This window comes from Pseudochryseolinea flava (genome assembly GCF_003286915.1).
GTDB lineage: Bacteria > Bacteroidota > Bacteroidia > Cytophagales > Cyclobacteriaceae > Ohtaekwangia > Ohtaekwangia flava.
The window spans coordinates 45,570-68,395 of the sequence record NZ_QMFY01000020.1 but is presented as its reverse complement, the minus strand read 5'-3'; the positions used below and the strand labels follow the sequence as shown (position 1 = coordinate 68,395).

Here is a 22,826-nt window from a genome sequence, read left to right as displayed (position 1 = left end):
AAGCTCATTTATGTTAAAGAATTTAGCTCTCCTCTTTTTTACGTTTTTCGTCGTTAAGACTGTCGCACAAGAAAAATTATCTGACGGATTGTGTAAAATATTCTCAAACGCACAATCGAAGAACGTGAACATGAATAATATCGATTGCAATGATTCCCTTGGATTAGTTCGACTTCCCGTGAAGGAGGGCACTAACTTAAAAGCACTCGATCCTATGTTTGTAAGCCAAGATGCATCGATAATCATTACACCAAAGGGAGCTGTTAATTTCAGCAAAGGTGCAGTTACGTATACAGCATCAACACCTAACGGTGAAGTTAAAATCCAGGTCGATGCATATGTGGCGCGTAATCCAGTGCTGAAAGGTTTTTATGCTGATCCTGATATTTTATATTCTCATAAAGACAAGAAGTTCTATATCTATCCAACAAGCGATGGTTTTCAAAATTGGTCAGGTACCTACTTCAAAGTATTTTCATCCATTGATTTGACGTCTTGGAAAGACGAAGGCGTGATACTCGATTTAACCAAGGATGTTACTTGGGCAAATCGTAATGCATGGGCGCCGTCAGCAATTGAACGAAACGAGAATGGTAAGTATCACTACTATTTTTATTTCACCGCGGCGCAGAAAATTGGCGTTGCGACTGCAGACAATCCTCGGGGACCATTTAAAGATTCAGGAAAGGCGTTGATTGATTTTAAACCAGAAGGCATTCACAATGGTCAAGAAATAGATCCGATGGTATTTGCTGATCCGGTGTCGAAGAAACATTACCTGTATTGGGGTAACGGCTACCTTGCAGCAGCGGAATTGAACGATGACATGATCTCGATCAAACGAGAAACGCTGCGTGTGATTCCAACGGACAAGACCTTTAGAGAAGGGACTTATGTGTTTTTCCGGAAGGGCATTTATTATTTCATGTGGTCAGAGGATGATACACGAAGTCCGAACTACAAAGTACGTTATGGAACATCGTCGTCACCAATGGGACCAGTGACTATCGCCAATGATAACATTGTGATCCGAAGAAATTTGAAGCAGCAGATTCATGGTACTGGCCATCATGCTGTGATTAATATTCCTGCTACGGACAAATGGTTTCTTGTGTATCATCGTTTCAACTATCCCAAAGGAATTACCATGGGACGTGATGCAGGATTTAACCGAGAGGTTTGTATCGATCACCTCACGTTTGATTCTAATGGGAAGATCATTGAAGTGATTCCGACACTTGAAGGTGTTGGCGGAACGAAATGAGTTAAAGCGTTGTCGACCTGATTTATTGGGTGTGATGCAGGAGTTCTCCTCTCATGGAATGCGTGTGTCCAGTCCGTTGACACCTCTTGCAAGGAATGTTTTATCATTGTCGGTGGCGTGATTGGGAATGTTTCAAACGATTGAATATGTCTATGTGTCCCCCTTTAATTGTCGATAACACCCCCATGTGATGGGTGTATGTGATGCTAATTTCAGTTGTAGATCAAAAAAAAAATCACCTAAACCAAACTAATTATGACTACAACTAGACCATCAATGTTGCTCGTCGAGCAGCGCGTTGTCAAATCAATGAGACGTTTTTCCGTTGTATTATTTGTCTTGCTTTTTGCTTGGTGTTCGTCAAGTAAGATCAATGCGCAAACTGTATTCTATCCGGGCGGCGATTGGTATGACACCAACGGCAATCTCGTGCAAGCTGTTGAAGGCGGTATTATGAAAGTAGGAAGCCTTTACTATTTATGGGGAATGGATCGTTCACAGAACAATTACACGTTTCGAGGCGTGAATCTTTACTCGTCGCCGGATTTAAAAACATGGACGTTTGTGAATACGATTCTTTCAAACGCATCACATCCTGATATTGCTTCGGGCTCTGTGGTTGAACGGCCAAAGCTTCTACACAACACTGAAACAGGGCAGTTTGTTTTGTGGGTGCACTACGAAGGTTGGAATGCCTATGCGACTTCTGAAGTAGGATATGCTACAAGTAGCACGATTGGCGGGAACTATACATGGCAAGGTCACTTCCGACCATTGGGGCTTGACAGCAAAGACATGAATGTTTTTAAAGATACCGATGGGAAGGCGTATATGATTAGTAGTATCACCAACAATTCACAGGTTGTGATCATGGAGTTGAATGCGTCTTATACAGGTCATGTGCGTGAAGTTTATAGAGGCTCTGGCGCGAATACGTCAACTGGATTCGGTTGTGAAGGTCATGCGTTGTTTAAGTCGGGAAGCATGTATTATCTTATCGAGTCCATGTGCTCGGGATGGGATACCAACGACAATCGTTATTATACAGCGACGTCACTGGCGGGCCCGTGGACGCTGCGAGGGCTCATTGCTCCGTCGGGTGCAAAAACATATCAATCGCAGGTTACAAATTCGTTCGCCGTTACAGGAACAAGTGGAACCACAGTGGTTTTCATCGGTGATCGTTGGTCTACAGGAAACTATTCCATGACGCGCCTAATACTTTTGCCAATACAGATTTCTGGTACAACCTTATCACTACCATGGTATGATCAATGGACGATCAATACCGCTACAGGATTGTGGTCGAATGGTGCTGCAATTAATTATAGTGGTGAGTTTAGAATCGTGAATAGAAATTCTGGAAAGGTTATGGATGTGCCTGGTTTTTCAACGGCGAACAATGCGCTCATTAAACAATATACTTGGAATGGAGGAGCGAATCAGCGGTGGACGATTCAGAATTTGGGAAGGGGCGAGTATAGAATTGTAAACGTGCACAGTGGCAAGTCTCTCGATAATCCTAATTCGTCTCGTACGGTAGGCACCAATGTTCAGCAATACGACAACAATGGAAACTTCGCCCAGAAGTGGCACATCGTTGCTTGTAAAGGCGGATATTATCGTTTCGTTAGTGTTAATACACTTGGTAAAACACTCGGTGTGAGTAATGCATCACAAAGCAATAGCGCGGGTATCGTGCTGAGTAATTTTAATTTCGCAAATGATCAGCAATGGCAACTTGTACCGGCAACAGCAGCGCGCCTAGCAACCGAAAGTGAAGAGGTTGTCGCTTCAGAAGAAAAGACTGATACGGGCCATACCCTAGTCCCTTCACCAGTAAAATTAAAATCGCGTTGACGCTCGCGGTAGAATCAGATGTAACCATCGGCATGTTTCAGGCTGCAAACGGTGAAAGAATTAAATCGTTCTCCTTTGTTAAACTACAACCCGGTGCACATGAACTTGAGATGGACGGCAGTGATTTAAGTCCGGGATTGTACATCTACAGAACAATTGTCAATGGCGAATTGATTCAAGGAAAGTTGATCAAGACCAATTGACGTGATTTGACGTAATGAAAAAGGATTAGCAGAAATCGCTGATCCTTTTTTATTGTACCGATGAGTTACGTGTTTAGTTTTCAGCCGTTCCAAAATATAGCTTCAGCCAGTGATCATAACTTACTTTCAAAAGTGGGTCAGTGGCCGAGACACGTTTGATCACGTCAAGTGCTTTTTCTTCGAGCGCTTCATCTACCTCCACTTCTTCCAATAGGTGTGTGGCAATCCATAAATTTGTTTTGTGAGCATCAATATCAAGCAGTGGCTTGAGCTTGTGAATGCCTGAGCCGCCATAGTTTTTGACGATCGCCTTCACGATTTTGATCATTCGCTTAACGGACTGATTGTTTTTTTTGATCGCCGCTTCATCTGAATAGTTCACATTTTCACAGAATTGCGGGAGGGATTTATATTCTTCGATAAGTTGATCAAGTGTAGGTGCTTTGGCGCCATTCATATATGCAGGTGTGCTTGCTTAACACTACAAAGGTGAATAAAAGTTACGAATTGTGAAAAGACAATTCCGACAGGTAATGATCAGTATTATCTACGCTTTTGCATTCCGCTGTGAATGTTTAGCATAGTTGGACTGGTACAAATGTAGCGCGGTCTTTCTTAATGATCGTTCTATCTTGGCAACTTGACTTTTTTACAAAATTTTTATGCAACTCTTGATTCAGAGTACAAGTCGTAGGCCGCGACAAGCCACTCACGACCAGTAGATTTTTCGCGGGATGGATACTTTGAAATTTCATCGCGATGTTCTGCGTATATGGGCTTGTAGGCAGCATCGTATTCGTCCCAGATGATAATCAAACAATGATAGCCAAGTTTCTGCTCTCGGCCTTTTTCTAACCAAACGTCGAAAACATCTTCGTCTAGTGATTTTGGATAATCTGGTCCGTTAAACATATAGAAGAATTCAAGGACGGAAATTATATAAAGTTGACCATTCAACAATGCGCGGTTCTTTTCGGATTGTAAGGCGATGCATGGGTTTTCGGTTGTTGGCTAGTGCGGCTGATGCAATCCGATTGTGCGTTTCTACTCAAAAATGTTATCTTCATGCGCGCAATTTTTTAATAGATCGATGATCAATACCTGTAAGAACTGCTCTAACGAATTTTCAGGGAAATACTGCAATGAATGTGGTGAGAAGGTTTACTCTCATGATCGTTCATTCAAGCATTTGTTCGAAGAAGTTTTTCACTTCTTCACGCATTTTGAAGGAACATTGTTTAATACGCTAAGAGTTTTGCCATTTCGTCCTGGGCAATTGTCACTGGATTTCATCAACGGAATTCGCCGACGTTACTTTAAGCCCATTCCGTTCTTCTTGATGGCTGTAATTCTTTATTTGATGTTTCCTTTGTTTGGTGGATTGAATATGAAACTTAGCTTTCACTTGGCAAGTCCACTGTACGGCGAGTACGCAACGTCGCTATCTGAAAAAGTACAAGAACAAAAAGACTTATCACCTAAAGAATTGGAAGAAGCATTTCACTACAAAGGCGAAAAGACGTCGAAGTTCTTGTTGATCATTATTATTCCATTTACAGCACTCGTGTCGTATGCGATGGCATTTCGAAAGCGGAAATACTACTATGATCATTTCATATTTGCGACTGAAATAGCGAGCGTATTTATACTTTGGGGATTTTTATTACTGCCACTGATAAAAATGTTATTTGCATCGATGGGTATGGCGTTGTTTGAGCGCGAGGGATTCGTAGTTATTATTATGGGCTTGGGACTTGGCCTGTATGTTAATTTTGCAGCAAAGCGTTTCTTTGAATGGAATTTCTGGATAAGAACAATCTATACCATTGTGCTACTTACATTTCTATTCGCGTTTGTGCAGACGGTATATAAGTTTATCCTATTTGTTATCGCAATTCATTTGGTTTAGCAACCTTGATGGTGTGACCCGTACGGTGTGATAAGAAAAAGAAAGCTCGCAAATTCAATTTGCGAGCTTTTATTGTTGTTAAGCGATCTGTTAACGTGTCGATCGCGTTAATGCACGATGAGCGTTAAGCTTCTTTGTTTTTTGTTTCTTGAACTTCTGTTCTGATTTCTTGAGCCAATGATTTTAAATCTTGCATGGCTTTTCTAACACGTGTTCCAGCGGCGCTATTTTGCTTATTGTAGAACTTATCCATGTCATCTTCTACAGAAGCTATCAAGGTCTTCAAGTCTTCGAATTTTTTCATGTTGTAGGAAATTAAATTTTCAAGGCGGCAATGTGCAAAAGGTAATGGTATTAGTAAAGTAAAAATCGAAAACCGTGTCAATTTTTTATTCAAACTCCCCGAAAATGGGGCTATTATGGCCTTATTCGACGCTTTTAAGCCAGGGGAACGACCTGTTTTATGGTTTCTTTACGAGTCGCCGACCACCCATATTACCGTCGCCGAGCCCCTCATTTTCATCTTCATCCGTGTCGGTTGCCGACAATGATACCGTATCGTTGTCGCTACTCCCAGATAATTCCAGCTTCGACAGATCATGTAGGTCTTTTGGAACTTCCGGTTCATGCCTATCTTTTTTTTGCAATGACTTTTTCTTTTTCACCATTATCGCATTTGATTACGGATATGAATTAAGAAAATGTGGTGCCATTAAGGTCGCAGGGGCAGAGGCAATTCCTATAGTTTGATGCTCGTTTGTATTCGGAAATTCATCCGAGCACCAACATCGAACATCCATTCACCAAACTCTGGATAGTACCAGCCGTTACTTGCATATCGTTCATCCGTTAGATTGTAGATGTTGAACATTACACTAAATCGATCGGTAGTATACGATAGCGAAGCATCATATAAAGTATAATCCGGAAGGTATCGATTGCCATCACCGCTGTTCCAACCCGGCGATACGCCACTTCGTTTTCCTGTGTGCTGCATGCCAACACCAACGCCGAGGCCCTGTAGTATGCCGTGCTGTATCGTATACTTCATCCAAATATTGGCAAGGTGATCCACCGTTCCGGCATTGGTTAATCCGATAAGAGACAAATCAGTGTCTTTCGTAATGCGTGCATCAACATAGGAGTAGTTTGCATTGATGACCAGTGATGGCGTGATTTTTCCCATCATATCGAAATCAAATCCTGTGCTTTTTATTTGCCCGGTTTTAAGATAGAATCCGTCGTGTAATTGGTCCGTTGTGCCAACGTTATTTTTACGAATGTCGTAGACTGATGCACTCAACGAAAGTTGTTTTTTGAATAGCATGGCTTTTACACCAAGTTCGTTGTTGCTACCTGTTAACGCGGGTAACCTTCCACCACCGAATATTGCACCACGTTGTGATAAAAAGCTCTCATCGTGGAGCGCGTAGATCGAGATGTCTTCATTAACAAGGTAGGTCAGTCCAAGTCGGGGCGTAAATTTTGTGTCCGTGAGTTCGTATTCTGGATCATGTGGTGGACTGTTCCAATCTTGTCCTGTGGTGAGGTTGGTGAATCTCCCAGCGAGCGTAATCACAACCTTGTTATAAACTTTGATGTGATCTTGGATATACAAAGCCATCCATCGATTGCTCGCCATCCATCGCCACGTTTCTCCTCGAAAACGAAGCGAGTCTTTCGGTAGATAATAGGTTGGTTCATGAATGAGCAATGGGAATTTTTTCTCACCCCATGTGCCACCATAGGCACTACCTTCTGCACCATCTCCAAAGTCTATGCCGACCATTACTTTATGCTCAACGGATTTTCCTGTGTTGAATTTTCCATCAAGGAATAGTTGCATGTTCATCAGCTTTCCCCACCAATCGCTCATCGAGCTTGAGCGATGCAATGTATCTTTTGTAGTAGAAATTCCTTCAAGATATAACGATGTTCCATCCCAGTTGGTCGTCATGTATGCTGCTTGCCCATTGAATCTCCAATCGTCGTTTAACTTGTGACTTAGATAAATTCGTGAATAAACATCAGCACCAAGAAACGGTTCATTGTTAGGATCGTTAATCGCGAAGTCAATAGGCAGCGCCCAAAAATCACCGTTAATAGAAACTGATGAATGTGTGTTTTCTTGCGCTTGCGCTTTTACATAGTTGTGCTCAATGGTTACACTGGTGTTTTCATTAAACTCATATTTTAATGCTGGACAAATGAAAAATCTATTGAACTCTCCGAAGTGATAGAACTCGTTGTTTTTTTGAATACCTGTGTTTAGCCGGTAGGTGAGCGGACTGTTCTTTTTTACTTCGCCACCGAGGTCGATTGTTGTACGCATTAAATTAAAACTGCCAACGCCGAATGTAATTTCGCGAGTACTTTCGCGGCCAGGTTGTTTTGTTACTGTGTTGACGAGTCCACCAGGTTCGGCATTCGCTAGCATAAATCCTGCAGGGCCTTTTACGAATTCTATGCGCTCAATCATGGAAGCATCTTCTTGAGCGTTCCACCATATTGGTCCCCCAACGCCATTGCGATATGTGCCGTACGTTGCATTGGTACCGCGTATTTGCAACGTCATGTCGAGTGCTCCACCATAACTTTTTGTGATGCCACTGGAGATTCGCGAAATCTCCCCTTGGAAAGCAAGCCCATATCTTTCAATGTCTGACGCGTTGCAATGTTGATGTTCTGTGGAATTTCAATTAAATCTGCTTGCAGTCTAAGTGACTCAGAAGCCTTACGTTCAACATAAACTTCTTCCCGTAATCCGGAGACAACGATCTCGTCAAGCTGGTTTTGATTCTCTTTTTATTTGATCGTTGGAACGGTAGTTGTTTCATTGTTCTTGATGAAGATGGCTTGCTCGAATTTCTCAGATCCAATCATTGATGCGTTTAAGATGTACGAGCCTTCAGGGATATTTTTGATTTCAAAACGACCATCTTGTTCAGTGAGGGTGCCATGTGGTGTTCCTTTTAACGTGACAGTAACGGCAGGAAGTTGTTGCCCGTTTTCGTCGTAGATCACACCGTTTACGTTTCCATTTTGCGCATGTGTAAGTGTGGCAAACGAAATGAACGCCAGTAGAATTCTAATTTTCATAGTTGAGGGTTGGTTTTGGTACGTCAGCGTTGACCGCGATTGAAAAACTTTCAGTTGACGGCTGCAAATATGAAAGGCGGTTCGGTAAAAAAATAACCTAATGCAGTGTTACGATCGATTATGCCCGTAGCAGGGGATGCAAAAACACCTTTGTAGGGTAATGATCATAACCGTTAGTGTTGCTCGTGAGGGACGCTGATGTAAGTGATTTAAAAAGTAATGTTCCAACAATGACAGAGCAGTGCTCGCAGATTTTGTATGTGTATCATTGCTTGGGCAACGAGAAATAGAACGTAGCACCTTTGTTAGGCGTTGCTGTGGCCCATACTTTTCCCCCATGTCTTGAAATGATTCGCTGAACAATGGCGAGACCAACGCCGGTGCCTTCAAATTCTTTAGCGGTATGTAGTCGCTGAAATACACCGAAGAGTTTATCGTAATAGTCCATATCGAAGCCAGCGCCGTTGTCTTTGATGAAGTATGTGATCAGATCGTCTTGTTCTTCTGCATCTATTTCGATAACCGCTTTGTTGGTGTGTCGCGAGTATTTTAGCGCGTTTGAAATTAGGTTGATCCAAACTTGCCTAATTGTGGCGTTGTCACCTTTAACATCAGGAATATTGTGTACAGTGAATTCTACTTGACGTGGCGCCTCCGGTTTTTTTAGATCGTCATAAATCGACAACGCCATCTCTCGCATGTGAATTCTAGATTTCGTTAATTCTTTTCTTCCTAATTTCGAGAACTCAAGAAGATCGTCGATCAATTGCCCCATTTTTTTTGCGTTGTTGAGGATGATCGTCATGAGCCTCTTTGCTTCGTCATCAAGCTTGCTGGTGTAGTCATCAGCAAAAATTGTCATGTAACCGTTGATCGAACGGAGCGGCGCGCGAAGGTCATGCGATACTGAATACGAGAATGCTTCTAACTCTTTGTTGGCGATTTGCAGTTCTTGCGTGCGCGCGGCAACTTTTTGTTCTAGCTCTTGATTAAGAGATCGTATTTCCTCTTCTGCTTGCTTTCGTTTTGTGATATCCGTAATGAATCCACAGAAAGCAATAGCATGAGCAGTTCTGAGTGGGCTGATGCTGAGCTCTACGGGAAATTCTGTTCCATCACGTCGGAGAGCATTCATCTCGATCAGTTTATTTAAAACTGGTCCTTCGCCTGTTGCTATGAAATGATGTAGGCCTTTTCGATGATCGTCGCGATATCGATGTGGCACCACAAGGTTGGCAAGTTCTTGATCAAGTGCTTCCGAACGTGACCATCCAAAGATTTGCTCAGCATGCGAGTTCCATTCCGTGATATGTCCTGTTGAATTAATCACCACCACTGCGGTGAGTGCTGAGTTCATCACGGCGATCATCCTGGCGCTACTTTCACTCAACGCTGAATTTTGCGACTGTATCTGCGCGAGCATGGCGTTGAATGCATCGGTGAGTGTGCCAATTTCATCTGCGCCCAATTTGTTAGCCCTTACAGAATAATCTTGGAATTCAGAAACGACTTTTGCTTTGGTAGCAAGTTCTAAGATCGGTTGTGAAATTTGCGTCTGTATTTTGCGGGTAAGTAAAAAGGCTAGCAGAAGGGAAGTCATGATGACAAGAAGTCCAATGCTGACGTACAGAATAATTCGCTCATTCAGTACGCGCATGTCTGCCTTCATGTATAATGTGCCGAGAGTTTTCTTACCCTGAACGACGTGTTCAAAACCGAATAGAAACTTGTTTTCGAAGTAGTAGCCCTTTCTTTTTTCTTCAGGATGAAAAGTGCTGTCAGGTAAGTTTGTAGGGTAAGAAGCAAATAGATTTCCCTGAACGTCGTAGAGTGCAGCGGCAACAATGTTTGGATCTGCCCTTAGCGCGAGAAGCGTTTCTGTCGCATCCTCTCGGCTATCGAACGCAAGCGCAGCGGTGCTATTGGCTGCGATGATTTGTCCAAGCAGCGTAAGTTGTCTGATCGTGGTTTGGCGAAAGGTGATGACTTCATAGGTGAAATATGCGGCACTCGTCAAAAGCGAAACAGCGCCACTGACCAGCAGAATGACGATCATCAATTTTTGTTTGATCGGCGTATTCCTTAGCATAACGACTAGTTATTAACGATTTCGGCGACGCGAAGCAACTTCGAACTGATGCTGAGATCAGCACGCTTTGACGCTTCGAGGTTTATGCGAATTTTTGTTTTGTTGTCTTCTACATAGAATTTTACAATGCCACCTTGCTTTGTGAAGTTTGGCATATCACTTACAGTAAGCACATTCTTTGCGTTCAATTGCTCGCAGATTTCTCGTACGCGATCTTTACCGGTGATGTTGATAAAAAGGATATGACAGTTTTTGATGTCTTCAATCTTTTGGAAGCGCTTCACGATGATAGGATGCCCATTAACATTTTCGCCTTTCACCGTTTTATCAAGGTAACTTCCGAATGGATCCGCTCCTAAAACACCGATGATCAGCGGCGCATTATCTGTCGTAAATGCTTGTTTGGGCCACTCTACAAACTGTGCGAAGTTGTACAAGAAAACTGCCTTTACCTGATATTCAAGCATCGGTTGTTTTGCTTTGGAGTTCGCAACGCTTATGGTAAGCAGTGCGCACAATAGCAACACAAAATTGGGTGTTGAAAAGCGGAACGTAAACTTCTGACGTGTTGTCAATACCATGATTATTAAACAGCTACTATCTAAATCTCAGTTGACTGACTATGTGTTCGAACTACTCGCGAAAGAAAATGATTGATGACCTAAACAACAAAGCCCATCAATTCCATGGATAGAACGTGATGGACTCTTACTAATCTAAGCATTAATCAGGCAATACGCAAATTTGAAAGACAGCGCGATGACGCGGCTCACTGACATGACGGACAAAGGATGTTAATTTCCGGTTTTTAGTATTTCAAATGTACTTGGGACGATTTTCCATCGGCCATTATTTTGTGAGGCCGAAGTTGCTTTTACAAGTGCTGTTTTTCTTGGCCCTGTACGTGCATTGGAATGATGCGTGTGAAAAACATAATACCACTGTCGCTTTACTTTGAAAAGATCGCCATGACCAGTGCCATTGATGCCGAACATGTCTCTTACCAGAATTGGATTTCCTGAATATTTTGTCCACGGACCGAGAGGATGCTTGCTGGTAGCATATCCGACGGCGTAATCAGGGTTTCGAAAATCATTTGCTGAATAGAACATGTAGTAGATTCCATCTTGCTTAATCACAGTCGGGCCTTCTGTTACTGGCCACGGTACGCTCTGTGTATTCTCCCATCGTTCGATTCCACTCACGCACTCTTTTGTTGTTTCGGATTTTACCCCCGAAAGATCATCGTTCATCTCGGATACGAAAATGCGATTACCATTTGTTAGTCGAACGTGATAAAGATATTTCGTTCCATCGTCGTCAATGAAAACAAATGGATCGATTTGCTTCATCGTCGACGACAGCGAATCTTTTTTGGTTTGTGTGAACGGACCCAGCGGGCTATCGCTTTTGGCTATGGCAATTTGTTCGTTCGCGGTGTAGGCCATGTAGAACTGCCCATGGTGAAAGAACACTTGTGGCGCCCAGAAACCGGAACGACCAAAGGCATCGCCTTTTTTAAGCGCGTATCCATCATTCTTTTCCGAAAGTTCCCATGATTTCAAATCACGCGAAACGTAGACCTGAAATCCATTACGTGAACTTTTTTCGACCGTTCCATAGAGGTAGAATTTTTCGTCATAAGGAAAAATTGTCGGGTCGGCCAATTCAATCGTGTCACCTTTTACCTGCGGAATCGCATCCGTAGAAGCAAAAACAGTTGCTAAAACAAAGACAAACTGTGCAAGCGTTGTAATAGCAGTTTTCATTTATTTGATCCAGATCGTTTGTGTGAAGGCTCCGTTAGCAGCGACGTCCCACGCTTCTAGGCGAACCCATTTTCTTCCGCTAAGGTTGATTGATTTCGTTACGGTTTGTTCACCGAAGGCGGTGGTATTGTCGAGATTGATTTTTTCGCGATAAACATTCTTACCATCACCTGAAATGATTTCAGCGTAGTTCATCGGGAATGTCCATTTGATTTTGAACGACACATTTAGTGGTTTGTCTGCACTTGCAATTTCTTCACCGGATGATTTTCCGTCTACGGTAAATTCCGGAATCAATACTTCGCCAGTAGAAGAGAAGAATTGGCCGTTTTGCAGGGCGTCGTTTATCGATTGCCAACCATCTTTGAAAGCAGGGAGCTTGTCAAGTTTAATGTAATTGACATTCAAGTGTGCATACATTTCGTTTTCATTCTCAATGGTGAAAAGATCCGCTTCTGCGAGAACCTTCTTACGGTCGCCCCAATTGTTCATGTCGTCCATGAGTTCTAGAACACGTTTGCCAAGAAACGGAAGTGACAGATCCGCTGGCATTGCTTTCCATGCTGCGCCGAGAAAGTGATTGTCTTTGAAGAATTTCGACGTATTGTATTTGTCAGGGTAGCCAGTCGAACCTTTCGTACGTGGGTGTGCTGTCCATGCAAGTCCGTTTTCAGTTTTTAGCAACGCCAACATTTCTTCTTCATTGGCGATGCGATAAACTTTTCCATACACAGGATCATTGCTTACAAACGGTTTATCTTGAGCGCGCGACATGATCCAATACACGGGGCGTGGAAATAATTGCAACCAATGACCGCCAAAAAATTCGTTCGGCTCTTCACCTGGAAGCATCAACAAGTCATTTGATGAAAGTCGCTCACATTGTTCGAATAATGCATGTAATTCTTGAAGACGAAGACTGTCGGGACCTTTGGGATGTGCCGTGTAGTGAAATTCACCAAGGTGTACAATGTCGATGCCGTGCTTTTTGAAAACGTCAATGAAAGCAGGTTGTGCCGGAACAGGTTTATTTGCGCGCACAACTTTCATAATAAATTCGTTGTGAAAGTGGCTTGTCAAAGTCTTGTATCCGGGCAATGATTGGTAACGGTCTGCGTTGGTAAATTTCTTTACAGCCTCCAATGCGGTCGATGTATTTCCGCTGTTCAACAACACAAAGAAATTAAGACGTTGCTTTGTTGCAGGGGGAGCATTGAACCACGGAACAAATCTTTTGTCACCATAAAGATCTTGGCGGATGCCGATACCGTAACCATCGATCATGTTGCGATACTGACTTCCTGCCCAGACAAATTTCAAATTAAAAGCTTCATCGAGTGGATAGAAATATTGGTGTGGAGCAGGGAAGACTGCAAAACTACCATGATCGTGCTCGCCAACAATAGTCCTGTATTTCACCATCAGATCAGTAGCCTTATCGTTGGCCGAAAGCGGCGCGTTTTTTATTTGTGCGTCAACATCGCTCCAGCCAATCCGATTCCAACTTGGCTTTTTAGAAACCAGTCCGGCATCATAGAGGATTGCCGTTGAATCAATATCCGTCGACATAACCGCTGCAATGTTGAGTAGAGGACTTCCATTGTATAGTGTTATCTCTAAGGTGCCTGTAAATCCAGGCGCACTTAGTGTGCCAACGGAAATCAGCGTTCGGGTGCCAACACTGTAAACGGACGCCGCTTGTTTTTTTATGGCGACGTTATAAGATTTGAACGGTTTGTTGGGAACCTTATCGAAGAAAATATTCCAACCGTTTTGTGATACAAGGTCACGCTTTCCTACCGTAAGAATGAACGCAGGATCGACGTCGGAGACGATAGGTGACTTGGTATTCCCTTCTTGTAGTACAATACTTTTTATTATCGGGCTTTCAGCGGAAAGGTCGAGAAGTAGCTGGCCTGTTTTATTTTCTCCCGCAGGCCACGACACGGAAAGTGTATTATTTTTTGCTACTGCGGTTGTGCCGCTTTTCTTGTTGAATTTTTTTAGATCTACTTTGATTTGCCCGTTTAGTGATGAAATAGAAAAAACGAGGCAAATAAAAAGAATAAGGATATTACGCATGGTGGCTATTGGTTTGCAAGGATGTATTTAAATAAACAATAACGTTCGAAATCTTTTCACAATGGATATTAGGAGTAATCGTCGGTCTAATCTAACCACTTGTCAAATACTTTGTGAAAAGCTTTGCTGGCAAGATCTACGTTGTCCCAGTGGTCGTTATCTACCGCCGGTTCGTCGTGACCGTACGGACCTTTTCTTGCGCCAAATACTTTTTTCAAGTCAGCGGTAATCCAAAGGTTTTTCATGTTGTGAAACCATTGATATGCAGTACGACGTAAGCCTGGCTTGTTGATCAAATGATTTTCCCATAGCCCACGCGTTAGTGCCGTAGCGACAAGTTCAGCGCCGCGGGCTTGCCGTGTTTTTACTTTTTGAAATAGCGCGGCGTGCTCAACAAATCTAGTCTCATCCAGCAAACCTTTCTCGCAGGCCCACGCGACGAACAGATGTGTACTGACTTCTGGATATTCTTCCAGCGCTGACGATGTTTTCACCGTGACATCGATGCTTATTCCGTCATCTGACTCTATAACGAGAACGATATCGGCTCCCTGATCCACGACTTTGTGCCAATATGCGATCACGGGTTCAGTGTCCGTCGCGAATTGCGGTCTGCGTCCGTCTGGTTGCCCGAGTGAGCGAATCGCGTCTTCTTCGGTGCTATTCTTTAGATCGATACCAAAAATGGGCTCGCCAATTTTTTCACGTATCCAAGCGTGTGATAAATAGGGGATAAATGATCTTGCACTTTTTTTAATCGGTGGATATTTTTCATTGAGGACGTTGTGTGAGAAAACTAGTTCGATTCCCAACTTGGGTGCTGTAACGTTCACACTGTCGTTCGAAGTGTGGGCAGGCACTTTTTTTCCAAGTGTTTGCGTCACCCATGTTATGAGCGCTTCATCATCGGCGCGACGTCCCATCATATCCACCAACGTCCGCATCTTAGGGCCAAGTTTTTCGTACGCATCGGTAGGAGTGCGTTCAGCGTATATCGTGTCCGTTACCTTTGCCGTTGATGCATTGTCAAGCCATGCACCGAAGTCGAAATCCTTAGCTTTGGGTGCCTTCATGCGACGCGCTTTTATCCAAGCGACTAAATTATCACGGCCGTCGATTTTTTTATCATCAAGGTCATGCACGCCAGTTTCGCCTTTAGACCACAGGATGATAAATTCTTCTAAACTGTTGGCGATTGTACGAAACTCTCCCTCTGACCCTAATAAGACCACGGCGTATGGCGCTCCCGTTGTACCGGTGTTGAGTAGCGCAATAAAAGATCCGTCGGGCAGTTGAATGAAAGCGAATCCGTGAGCATTTAGTTTTTCAGCTGCCGAAGGATCCCATGCAGAAGGGATGTCTTCAGCGCCGATGTTGTCGAACCAACCCAATGAGCCGTGCGATTGTGTGCCGACGAATGTACATAAGTCGACCAGTAGCGTGGGTAACTCGTGTTGCGTTTTTAATAATGTTGTATAATATGTAGACATATATTTTTATCGAAGCAACAAGAAACATAACAATGGCTGTAACTACAAAATAGAAATGGAAGTGCTGCCACATTTTGATGCAGGCGGTAGGTAAAAAAGTTGTTTAATTGTCCAGCGTTTTTGACGATGGTTCAGTCTATCTGATAAACGGCATGCAAAGATTGAGAAGATGTGTTTGGAAAATCTGGGTGATTTGTATTACAATTCTGGTTTCGTTGTCGACAGGTGATACGTATGAAGATCACGAGTGAGCAAATGCTGGTGGTGAACAACGGTGATAGTTTGTATATTTGATCATAATTATGAGCCAATCACCAGAAGATACTTTCGAAGATTCTCCCGCATTTAAGCAAATGATGGAGGATGCACGTCGTGAACAGCAACTGTTTAAGGATCGCATTGAAAGAATAGTGCCGATTGTCAAACAGGGGAAAGGCCCGGTGGATAAGATTGTGACATCAGATGGAAAGGAGCACCAAGTGCCCGAGAGTGCTATGCCCGTTCTGTTTCCGGTTCCCTTCGATGAAGACTTGTCGATCGTTTTTGGAATTGACGAGGGTACACACTATGAGTGGTTTCAGAAGAAACATATGGATGTGATCAAGGACAATGTTTCTGTTTATGATCTTCTTAATAAGGCTTACGAAAACCTTTTTAGGAGTATCAGTCAAAAGTTGTCGATTCACATGATCACGAAGAATATGGGGATGCTCACGGATGGCGATCGGTTGGAGTCAAGCCTGGTGTTAACCGGAGAGATCTGGACAAGTATAGCACAAGCCGTCAATGCCAGCGACTTGATATTTGCCATTCCGACGCAAGATGTTTTTGTTTTTGTGCGCGCCGATATGCCCGACGACGTAGCGCTGATGCAGAAGAAAGTTCAGGAAATATTTAGTAACCCCGACTATGCGAAAAAAAAATTGAGTGACAAACTTTATTGGCGAAAATCGAGTGGTGAAATAACGGTTTATAACTTGTAGGGTGAGATGTAGCTACATCTTTTAGCTCATGAGCTTTTGTATTAAACAGTAACCTTTTTTCTAGCGCAGCCGTTAAGTACAGCACCGTTGTCCGAAAATTGCCTTATCCATTTCCAGGATTCACTTAGTCAAAATACCAACGCACTCATTGTCTGAAGCTATTCGCGGTAATTGACGTTAAGTTATTCCAAAAAACAGGTTATGAACATCATAGTTTTCTTCGGGCGCATGCACGCGACGAGCGGATGTCGTATGGCAACATTTCTGGCTATCGGTATTATCTTTTTATTCACCACAAAAACACAAGCACAAATGGAAGAAGCTTACAAGCTCGCAAACGAAATGGTAAGAGAAAGACTGAACAGAGAAGGGGAGGAGAATATTAAAATTCTTGATGAGTTAAAAAAGAACGATGTCATCGTTGTGAATGGTACGTATGATCACATTGCTCGGGTGTTGCAAAGTTTGAAGATTCCATTCGCGGGGATTGACCATCATCAATTGATGGACGCGAAGCTAGAGCCGCATCAAACCATTTTTGTAAACTGTGCGTCGTCATTTCCGCCTGAGGCAGCAAGGAAACTGGCTACCTTTGTAGCGGAAGGTGGTCAGCTGATCACAACGGATTGGGCGCTAAAAAATGTTATTGAAGTAGCATTCCCCAACACCATAGCGTACAATAATAAACCCACTGCGGATGAGGTTGTACGCATTGAAGCACTCGATAAACAAGATTCTGTGATCACGGGATTTTTAGATGAGAAGGCAGATCCAGTGTGGTGGCTGGAAGGATCTTCTTACCCAATCGAAATTTTGGATAAAGAAAAAGTAAAAGTTTTGATTCGGTCAAAAGAGTTGGGTGAAAAATACGGTGCCGAATCGGTGGTTGTGCGATTTCCACACGGGAAAGGCCTGGTCTATCATATGATCTCGCACTTCTATCTACAGCGTACGGAGACGCGTGACGCAAAACAAGCGACAAAAGCTGCAGACTATTTTACCGATAAGGGAGCAAGTAAAGAAAGTATCAAACGCGCAGAAGCGTCTTCTGTATCGTATGGTGAAATACAGTCTGCCAATACCTCTGCTGATTTTGTATCGCGTATTATCATTAAACAGAAGAAGAAAACGAAATAACGTTTATCTCATGTACGCGGGTGAATCCCTGGAAACACAATTCCAGGGATTTTTTATTGCCTTTTTTTGCCTCCCCATTTCTAGGTATTTAAATAAATCATTTTAAGAGGTGATTTCTCGTGGATTCGGGTGGTATACTTTTACAACACAATCATTCAATTAAAACTAAAAGCACATGGGATTAGCAGAAAAGCGTTTAGCCGAAAGCATCAAGTCAGAGAAACTTCCTGCCTTTGAATCAAAACTTAATCAAATCGCTGGATATCCAATCAAGTTAGATATCGACTGGAATACGTTTACTGCCTACGATCAGTATCCCTTGAGTCGCTTGGATATTGTGTTCGATGACCTCGAGTCGTTCGTTAAAAAAATCTGTAAAGATGATATGGGGAAAGAGGCGCTTAAAGACAAGATGGAAGTGATTGCACTTGTAAATACAGATAGCCGTGATGCGGTAACAATGGCGCTTAACAATAAAACACTTACGTTAACAATGCAATTGGCAGGGAATACGTTCACCTCGCAGCCTGACTCGCAAATTGCGGACTACGTTGAAAAATTGCTCTAATGAAATTAGATGTATTCAAGGATGTAGGATTCAAGAATTTCGATTCTTGGTTTGCTGAACTTGCTGCCGTTGCAGAAGACTTTGAAGATAGTTCCAACTTACCGAAGTTGGAATTATCGCTTAGAAACGGTCATGTGATCAGGGGGAGTATTTTGAAAGCGCAGAATCATCTGCATGAGCAACGGTTGATGGTGCTCGGGTTGCTTGATCCCTACGCAAAATCCGAAATTACGTTTGTAACAACCAGCGAAGTTGTTGCTTTCACCCTAATAGAGCCCGAGAATTATGTGCGCATGAAGTCTTCCAATCAAAAATCGGTGGGCTCGTTGGAGTTGAAGCGGGCTATCAAAAACGTTGGTGTGGAGTTGGAGAAAGTGCTTCAGTTTCAAATTCAACTTAATGTTGATGCGGATGCTGTACCCGAAAATAATCGCTGGGATGTTTTGCGTACGTTGGGCTTCTTGCCATCGCTTTTTATGCAGATCGCTGCGGACGATGTGGGTAAGAAGATCGTAAAGGATAATATCGACACAATCAGTATTGTTTCAGCAGTCTCTAACAAGACGACGCTGCAATATAAAACGTTATCTTTAGCAGTAGCCACCCCGTTAGCAATTCCTGTTACGAAGGAAAAAGAAAGGTTGAAGACAGAAATAGAGGGCGTGCTTTGACGTCCTCTTTTACTTGTGATCGGTTAGCACAATCTGTGTAATCAACAATTCAGCATAACCATCTTCTTTGTTGTTGGACAAGAAAGCAAAATTAAATTTAGCCACATCCGTTAAGTCGATCATCGACTTGCCACCTTTAAATGACTTCAATAAAATTGCAATAGAGGTTGGACGTTCAACGGGAGGTAAGATTACATGATTATGAACGCCACCGTGTTCACCAGTTTGTCGGAGTTGTAAAATTACTTGTTGGTTTGCCGTATACGTCAGTTTCACATACTTTCTATCAGAGAGATCTACGCGCTTGGCTTCTTCGTCGGTGCGCGTGGTGCGATCAATCGGAAACGAGACTTCGCCATATTCATAAACATTAAATTTGACATGTATCCAGACATTGTTTCCTTCACGAACAATGGGATCGTTTCCTTCCGCTGGAATGAGTTGTGCCGTTTTTGCGTCATGCCCCGTTCTCCATTGCAGAAAGCCAATTGAATCTACTTGTGCGAAGGCGCTGTGAAAACCGAAGACGAATAATAATATTGCAAGTCTGAACATTCTCGAAATATACCTGAATAGTGGAATAGTTTAAATATCGTGTTTTTGTCCGCTAGAACGATCTGTTGTGATTCTTCCTTAAACGTTTTCGGTGCCATACCGGTAGACTTCATGAAGATTCCGTTGAAGGAAGATTTTGAGTTAAAGCCAGATTCGAGGGCGATGGCCAGAATCGTTAAGTGTGCGAACTGAGGATCAGGAAGACGCCGCTTACTCCATTGCGTGCAACAGCGCATCTTTTGCTTCATTGTTAATTTGTAATTTTTTGGTATGGCGTTATTCAGGTCGTCAATTTTCTTTTCGAACAAGATGTCCTTTGAGAAAAAAAGCGGCGTCGGATGCTGCTTTCTACCTGAGTATGACAAGTGGAAACCAGAAGAAGGAATGATCATGTCTAAATAGATTTGTTACTGTGCTGATGTGTGTGGGCGATGCGCTTCGCCCCATTCATCCATCAATACCAAAATCTTTTTAAACGACAATCCAAGTTGCGTTAACTCATACTCTACTTTCGGCGGCACTGTCGTGTGATGGATGCGGGCGATTAATCCATCTTTCTCCAAGGCTTTTAGATTGGCGGTAAGCATACGTTCGGAAATACCAGGGAGTCTTGATTTTAAATGACTGTATCGAAGTCGACCTTGGTTCAACAGAAAACTTAAGATGTTGATCTTCCATCGTCCGTCGATTACAGAAAGCGTGTAAGCTATACCACAGGTTTGGTTGATATGTTGCTCGTTAATCGTATTGGTTGAAGAATTTTTTCTCATGCTTGCATATTGTGAAACGCACAATTTTGTTCGTTCTGTTCTGATATTCTATTTCTCTAGAATATTGCTGAACAAATTTGAATAACAAACATGGAAACAGCAAGAATAATTCTTCATTGGACGAGCTATGCGTATTACCTCTACGTGTTCGCCTATGCATCGCTATTTAAAGTCTTTCAAAAGCAATCGATGATGGAGAGCATGCAGTCTCTCGGTTTTAATAAAACGTGGACTATCGCTATCGGTATTGCTGAGCTTATTGGTGTGTTGTTGGTTGTTGCAGGGGTATACAAGCCAAGTCTGAAAATAATTGGCGTGTTATTTCTTTTTCCATTTGCGATTGGTGCATTCACTACGCATATGGCGCATCAGGAATATGAACATTATTACCAATCGTTAGCCGTGTGTGTTCTTTCTGTCGTGATTCTATGGACAGATAAAACATTTAAGATAATGCTCTGATTGCGGGAGTTTGACGAGCTCAAAAAAAGAGAGACTGTCCATCCGACAGTCTCTCTATCCCATAACGCGCGACTCCCACTACTTCTCAATAATAACCCGCTGCTTATGCGAATTTCCCTTCTTGTCACGCACGATCATTACATAGATACCTGCAGGAAGGTCGTCGGTGTTGACAGTTCCATTTGCGCCGGTGATGTATGTCGTCTTTTTAAATGTAGCCGATACAAATTGTACTTCTGTACGGTCATTTGCTTCGATGTGATGTAGTGTAATTTCAAGCTTACCTTTTGCCGGATTTGGAAAAACTTGAATGGATTGTTTTTCATTTGGTGCTATGTGTTCTTCATCATGTCTGCAATCAGCGGTAATACCCATTGCGTATGGAGCACTTGTCGCAATTCTTGATGCACTTAATGACGCTTGATATTCGTTCCACAGTGTCTGTACACCGATTCCCAAAATGTCACGACATGCAATATCCCAAGACCATGTTGCATACGTACCTGCCGCGCGATTAAACTTGATAGCAAAGTCTCGATCACCTTTGTTGTTGACAATCCAGTTCAAGAAGAAACCAGAAGTGGTGTAGCCATCTTTCCAATTTCCGCCGGTTTGTGGCGAGCGTGTTGGGTGTAGTCCCAAAGAAATACGAACGTAGTCAGCAACACCTTCAATGAATCCAAAGAACTCGGTACCGCCTTGATATCCACCAGCATTTTTTGGTTCATGCTGTGCCGTGTGTGTAGCTTCATGTGAGAGAATTCCGAGAATCTCTGTGCGTACAGTTGCATCGTTGTTGGATTGGTTGTACACATTTTGAATGTGACGTGTACTCACACGAATGCTGCGTTCGCCACCACCGCCCCACGCTTCAGCAACACCATCGTAGTCTTCGATAATTAACGTGAGCTTTGTGAAGGTTCTAACATTGTCGTTTGGACCGGAATAGATTTTTTGAAGCATCGGTAAAATGGAGTTACGCATTGTAGCCACTGGATCAGGAATGGCGCGATGAAATGTTATGCTTCCTGCAGAAGATGGCGATAAGTCTTGAAATACAACTGTTGGCAACACAAAGTTGCTCCAATCACCACCACCAGTAACTTGTTCAACACGAATGGAGGTTGTGAGGTCGTTGAAATTTTCATTGACAAGGCAGTCGTCGTCGCCAGTTTTTTCTAAGGATGTACCGGCGAAATTATCTTGATCAAAAAAGATGATCTTATAACCAGCCGTTACTCGTACAGATGACACATCGTTGTTTACCATTCCTCTTGCTTGTAATGCTGACAACGTGTACGTTCCTGGTGTCAACGCAACGGCATATCCTCCGTAGCTGCAATGTTGATAGACTGTTGCTACAGGCGACGCAGTACCATAGATTTCCCATTCAGCCACTTGAAGAATAGTACCGCTATTGTTCGTGAGATTGAGTTTAAAATAGGTGTACGCCGTTGTGTTCGAAAAAGAATACGTCTTTCGTTGCAACCGGTTTGGAAAATCTTCATTGCTGCGTGTGTCCAGTGTCACCCATGTCGTGCCATTGTTGGAAGCTTGAAAGTTCCAGTTCAAGGGGTCGCGCTCAGCCGCATCGTTAGCAGACGTGATTGCGTAGCTCGTTACAATGGAAGGGCTACCTGCGCGAAATTGTACCCAGCCCGCATTGTGGAAAGTAAGATACTTGGTGCTACTATTGTTGTCAATTAATTTGGTGATGTCTTCATTCGTTGGAGAGTCGGTATACTGTGCACTAATCGTGCCTCCTGAATTGGTGATATCCACTTGTGCCTGCGAGACAAATGAAATTGACAGCAGTACACAACAACATAACATGAAGGTAAGTTTGACTTTCATAGGATTTAATTGTTTGGTATAAAAGACAAAGCGGTGAGGTGACGAATTTTACCAGTGGCTA

General features: G+C 42.9%; 24 protein-coding genes. 9 read left to right on the top strand and 15 right to left on the bottom strand.

Going from position 1 to position 22,826, the window contains the following annotated elements:
* The first annotated feature begins 10 nt into the window (after positions 1-10).
* The 3 genes from DQQ10_RS24880 (at position 11) to DQQ10_RS24870 (ending at position 3,327) form a co-directional block, all read left to right on the top strand.
* The gene (locus tag DQQ10_RS24880; protein WP_112749655.1) at positions 11-1,264 is read left to right on the top strand and encodes a family 43 glycosylhydrolase; all 1,254 of its coding nucleotides are present in this window, start codon (positions 11-13) and stop codon (positions 1,262-1,264) included.
* A gap of 255 nt (positions 1,265-1,519) precedes the next feature.
* Complete coding sequence (locus DQQ10_RS24875; protein ID WP_112749654.1) at positions 1,520-3,124, top strand: RICIN domain-containing protein; 1,605 nt, start codon at positions 1,520-1,522, stop codon at positions 3,122-3,124.
* A complete protein-coding gene (locus DQQ10_RS24870; RefSeq protein ID WP_112749653.1) occupies positions 3,121-3,327 on the top strand; it encodes a hypothetical protein in 207 nt (68 codons plus the stop codon). Before DQQ10_RS24875 ends, DQQ10_RS24870 begins: the two co-directional genes overlap by 4 nt.
* 73 nt (positions 3,328-3,400) lie before the next feature.
* Here the strand turns inward: DQQ10_RS24870 and DQQ10_RS24865 are convergent, their stop codons facing one another.
* Together DQQ10_RS24865 and DQQ10_RS24860 are read right to left on the bottom strand one after the other, a co-directional pair.
* Entirely contained in the window at positions 3,401-3,784 is a 384-nt protein-coding gene (locus DQQ10_RS24865) for a hypothetical protein (RefSeq protein ID WP_112749652.1), read from the bottom strand.
* 203 nt (positions 3,785-3,987) lie between these two features.
* Positions 3,988-4,239, bottom strand: a complete 252-nt coding sequence (locus DQQ10_RS24860) for a hypothetical protein (RefSeq protein WP_112749651.1) — start codon at positions 4,237-4,239, stop codon at positions 3,988-3,990.
* Between the two features lie 178 nt (positions 4,240-4,417).
* Here DQQ10_RS24860 and DQQ10_RS24855 point away from each other — a divergent pair, with 178 nt between their 5' ends.
* Positions 4,418-5,236, top strand: a complete 819-nt coding sequence (locus DQQ10_RS24855) for a DUF3667 domain-containing protein (RefSeq protein WP_165824117.1) — start codon at positions 4,418-4,420, stop codon at positions 5,234-5,236.
* Positions 5,237-5,360: 124 nt separating this feature from the next.
* Here DQQ10_RS24855 and DQQ10_RS24850 read toward each other — a convergent pair whose 3' ends face one another.
* The 9 genes from DQQ10_RS24850 to DQQ10_RS24810 form a co-directional block, all read right to left on the bottom strand.
* Positions 5,361-5,540 (bottom strand): histone H1, encoded by a 180-nt coding sequence (locus tag DQQ10_RS24850; RefSeq protein WP_112749649.1) that lies wholly within the window; start codon positions 5,538-5,540, stop codon positions 5,361-5,363.
* A gap of 157 nt (positions 5,541-5,697) precedes the next feature.
* On the bottom strand, positions 5,698-5,904 hold the full coding sequence (locus DQQ10_RS24845) for a hypothetical protein (protein ID WP_112749648.1): 207 nt from the start codon (positions 5,902-5,904) through the stop codon (positions 5,698-5,700).
* Positions 5,905-5,975: 71 nt separating this feature from the next.
* Entirely contained in the window at positions 5,976-7,895 is a 1,920-nt protein-coding gene (locus DQQ10_RS24840; RefSeq protein WP_394342000.1) for a TonB-dependent siderophore receptor, read from the bottom strand.
* Between the two features lie 146 nt (positions 7,896-8,041).
* Positions 8,042-8,335, bottom strand: coding sequence for a beta-sandwich domain-containing protein (locus DQQ10_RS24835; RefSeq protein WP_112749646.1), 294 nt, complete (start codon positions 8,333-8,335; stop codon positions 8,042-8,044).
* Positions 8,336-8,600: 265 nt separating this feature from the next.
* A complete protein-coding gene (locus tag DQQ10_RS24830; protein ID WP_112749645.1) occupies positions 8,601-10,424 on the bottom strand; it encodes an ATP-binding protein in 1,824 nt (607 codons plus the stop codon).
* Between the two features lie 5 nt (positions 10,425-10,429).
* The gene (locus DQQ10_RS24825; RefSeq protein ID WP_112749644.1) at positions 10,430-11,005 is read right to left on the bottom strand and encodes a YfiR family protein; all 576 of its coding nucleotides are present in this window, start codon (positions 11,003-11,005) and stop codon (positions 10,430-10,432) included.
* Between the two features lie 213 nt (positions 11,006-11,218).
* Positions 11,219-12,193, bottom strand: coding sequence for a glycoside hydrolase family 43 protein (locus DQQ10_RS24820; protein WP_112749643.1), 975 nt, complete (start codon positions 12,191-12,193; stop codon positions 11,219-11,221).
* On the bottom strand, positions 12,194-14,275 hold the full coding sequence (locus tag DQQ10_RS24815; RefSeq protein ID WP_112749642.1) for a CehA/McbA family metallohydrolase domain-containing protein: 2,082 nt from the start codon (positions 14,273-14,275) through the stop codon (positions 12,194-12,196).
* An 86-nt stretch (positions 14,276-14,361) separates the two neighbouring features.
* Entirely contained in the window at positions 14,362-15,765 is a 1,404-nt protein-coding gene (locus DQQ10_RS24810) for a hypothetical protein (protein WP_112749641.1), read from the bottom strand.
* Between the two features lie 302 nt (positions 15,766-16,067).
* On the opposite strand from DQQ10_RS24810, the gene DQQ10_RS24805 reads away from it, so the two are divergent.
* The 4 genes from DQQ10_RS24805 (at position 16,068) to DQQ10_RS24790 (ending at position 19,124) form a co-directional block, all read left to right on the top strand.
* Positions 16,068-16,748 carry a hypothetical protein gene (locus DQQ10_RS24805; protein ID WP_112749640.1) on the top strand — a complete coding sequence of 227 codons (681 nt, stop codon included), beginning with the start codon at positions 16,068-16,070 and terminating at the stop codon, positions 16,746-16,748.
* A 201-nt stretch (positions 16,749-16,949) separates the two neighbouring features.
* A complete protein-coding gene (locus tag DQQ10_RS24800; protein ID WP_133259759.1) occupies positions 16,950-17,885 on the top strand; it encodes a hypothetical protein in 936 nt (311 codons plus the stop codon).
* Between the two features lie 175 nt (positions 17,886-18,060).
* A complete protein-coding gene (locus DQQ10_RS24795) occupies positions 18,061-18,453 on the top strand; it encodes a hypothetical protein (protein ID WP_112749638.1) in 393 nt (130 codons plus the stop codon).
* Entirely contained in the window at positions 18,453-19,124 is a 672-nt protein-coding gene (locus DQQ10_RS24790; RefSeq protein ID WP_112749637.1) for a hypothetical protein, read from the top strand. Before DQQ10_RS24795 ends, DQQ10_RS24790 begins: the two co-directional genes overlap by 1 nt.
* A gap of 9 nt (positions 19,125-19,133) precedes the next feature.
* Here DQQ10_RS24790 and DQQ10_RS24785 read toward each other — a convergent pair whose 3' ends face one another.
* From DQQ10_RS24785 to DQQ10_RS24775, 3 genes are read right to left on the bottom strand one after another with little or no spacing between them, the layout of a single operon-like run.
* On the bottom strand, positions 19,134-19,679 hold the full coding sequence (locus DQQ10_RS24785; RefSeq protein ID WP_112749636.1) for a hypothetical protein: 546 nt from the start codon (positions 19,677-19,679) through the stop codon (positions 19,134-19,136).
* A complete protein-coding gene (locus DQQ10_RS24780) occupies positions 19,619-20,071 on the bottom strand; it encodes an AraC family transcriptional regulator (RefSeq protein WP_112749635.1) in 453 nt (150 codons plus the stop codon). The genes DQQ10_RS24785 and DQQ10_RS24780 overlap by 61 nt, the downstream gene beginning before the upstream one ends.
* 15 nt (positions 20,072-20,086) lie before the next feature.
* On the bottom strand, positions 20,087-20,449 hold the full coding sequence (locus tag DQQ10_RS24775; protein WP_112749634.1) for a winged helix-turn-helix transcriptional regulator: 363 nt from the start codon (positions 20,447-20,449) through the stop codon (positions 20,087-20,089).
* A gap of 90 nt (positions 20,450-20,539) precedes the next feature.
* Here DQQ10_RS24775 and DQQ10_RS24770 point away from each other — a divergent pair, with 90 nt between their 5' ends.
* On the top strand, positions 20,540-20,911 hold the full coding sequence (locus DQQ10_RS24770; RefSeq protein WP_112749633.1) for a DoxX family protein: 372 nt from the start codon (positions 20,540-20,542) through the stop codon (positions 20,909-20,911).
* Positions 20,912-20,989: 78 nt separating this feature from the next.
* Here DQQ10_RS24770 and DQQ10_RS24765 read toward each other — a convergent pair whose 3' ends face one another.
* Positions 20,990-22,765, bottom strand: coding sequence for a basic secretory protein-like protein (locus DQQ10_RS24765; RefSeq protein WP_112749632.1), 1,776 nt, complete (start codon positions 22,763-22,765; stop codon positions 20,990-20,992).
* Between the last annotated feature and the right edge of the window lie 61 nt (positions 22,766-22,826).

Excerpts from the sequence above, each read along its gene's own strand:
- DQQ10_RS24880 (WP_112749655.1), top strand. The coding sequence starts at position 11 with ATGTTAAAGAATTTAGCTCTCCTCTTTTTTACGTTTTTCGTCGTTAAG.
- DQQ10_RS24875 (WP_112749654.1), top strand. The coding sequence starts at position 1,520 with ATGACTACAACTAGACCATCAATGTTGCTCGTCGAGCAGCGCGTTGTC.
- DQQ10_RS24865 (WP_112749652.1), bottom strand. The coding sequence starts at position 3,784 with ATGAATGGCGCCAAAGCACCTACACTTGATCAACTTATCGAAGAATAT.
- DQQ10_RS24860 (WP_112749651.1), bottom strand. The coding sequence starts at position 4,239 with ATGTTTAACGGACCAGATTATCCAAAATCACTAGACGAAGATGTTTTC.
- DQQ10_RS24855 (WP_165824117.1), top strand. The coding sequence starts at position 4,418 with ATGATCAATACCTGTAAGAACTGCTCTAACGAATTTTCAGGGAAATAC.
- DQQ10_RS24850 (WP_112749649.1), bottom strand. The coding sequence starts at position 5,540 with ATGAAAAAATTCGAAGACTTGAAGACCTTGATAGCTTCTGTAGAAGAT.
- DQQ10_RS24845 (WP_112749648.1), bottom strand. The coding sequence starts at position 5,904 with ATGGTGAAAAAGAAAAAGTCATTGCAAAAAAAAGATAGGCATGAACCG.
- DQQ10_RS24835 (WP_112749646.1), bottom strand. The coding sequence starts at position 8,335 with ATGAAAATTAGAATTCTACTGGCGTTCATTTCGTTTGCCACACTTACA.
- DQQ10_RS24830 (WP_112749645.1), bottom strand. The coding sequence starts at position 10,424 with ATGCTAAGGAATACGCCGATCAAACAAAAATTGATGATCGTCATTCTG.
- DQQ10_RS24825 (WP_112749644.1), bottom strand. The coding sequence starts at position 11,005 with ATGGTATTGACAACACGTCAGAAGTTTACGTTCCGCTTTTCAACACCC.
- DQQ10_RS24820 (WP_112749643.1), bottom strand. The coding sequence starts at position 12,193 with ATGAAAACTGCTATTACAACGCTTGCACAGTTTGTCTTTGTTTTAGCA.
- DQQ10_RS24815 (WP_112749642.1), bottom strand. The coding sequence starts at position 14,275 with ATGCGTAATATCCTTATTCTTTTTATTTGCCTCGTTTTTTCTATTTCA.
- DQQ10_RS24810 (WP_112749641.1), bottom strand. The coding sequence starts at position 15,765 with ATGTCTACATATTATACAACATTATTAAAAACGCAACACGAGTTACCC.
- DQQ10_RS24805 (WP_112749640.1), top strand. The coding sequence starts at position 16,068 with ATGAGCCAATCACCAGAAGATACTTTCGAAGATTCTCCCGCATTTAAG.
- DQQ10_RS24800 (WP_133259759.1), top strand. The coding sequence starts at position 16,950 with ATGAACATCATAGTTTTCTTCGGGCGCATGCACGCGACGAGCGGATGT.
- DQQ10_RS24795 (WP_112749638.1), top strand. The coding sequence starts at position 18,061 with ATGGGATTAGCAGAAAAGCGTTTAGCCGAAAGCATCAAGTCAGAGAAA.
- DQQ10_RS24790 (WP_112749637.1), top strand. The coding sequence starts at position 18,453 with ATGAAATTAGATGTATTCAAGGATGTAGGATTCAAGAATTTCGATTCT.
- DQQ10_RS24785 (WP_112749636.1), bottom strand. The coding sequence starts at position 19,679 with ATGTTCAGACTTGCAATATTATTATTCGTCTTCGGTTTTCACAGCGCC.
- DQQ10_RS24780 (WP_112749635.1), bottom strand. The coding sequence starts at position 20,071 with ATGATCATTCCTTCTTCTGGTTTCCACTTGTCATACTCAGGTAGAAAG.
- DQQ10_RS24775 (WP_112749634.1), bottom strand. The coding sequence starts at position 20,449 with ATGAGAAAAAATTCTTCAACCAATACGATTAACGAGCAACATATCAAC.
- DQQ10_RS24770 (WP_112749633.1), top strand. The coding sequence starts at position 20,540 with ATGGAAACAGCAAGAATAATTCTTCATTGGACGAGCTATGCGTATTAC.
- DQQ10_RS24765 (WP_112749632.1), bottom strand. The coding sequence starts at position 22,765 with ATGAAAGTCAAACTTACCTTCATGTTATGTTGTTGTGTACTGCTGTCA.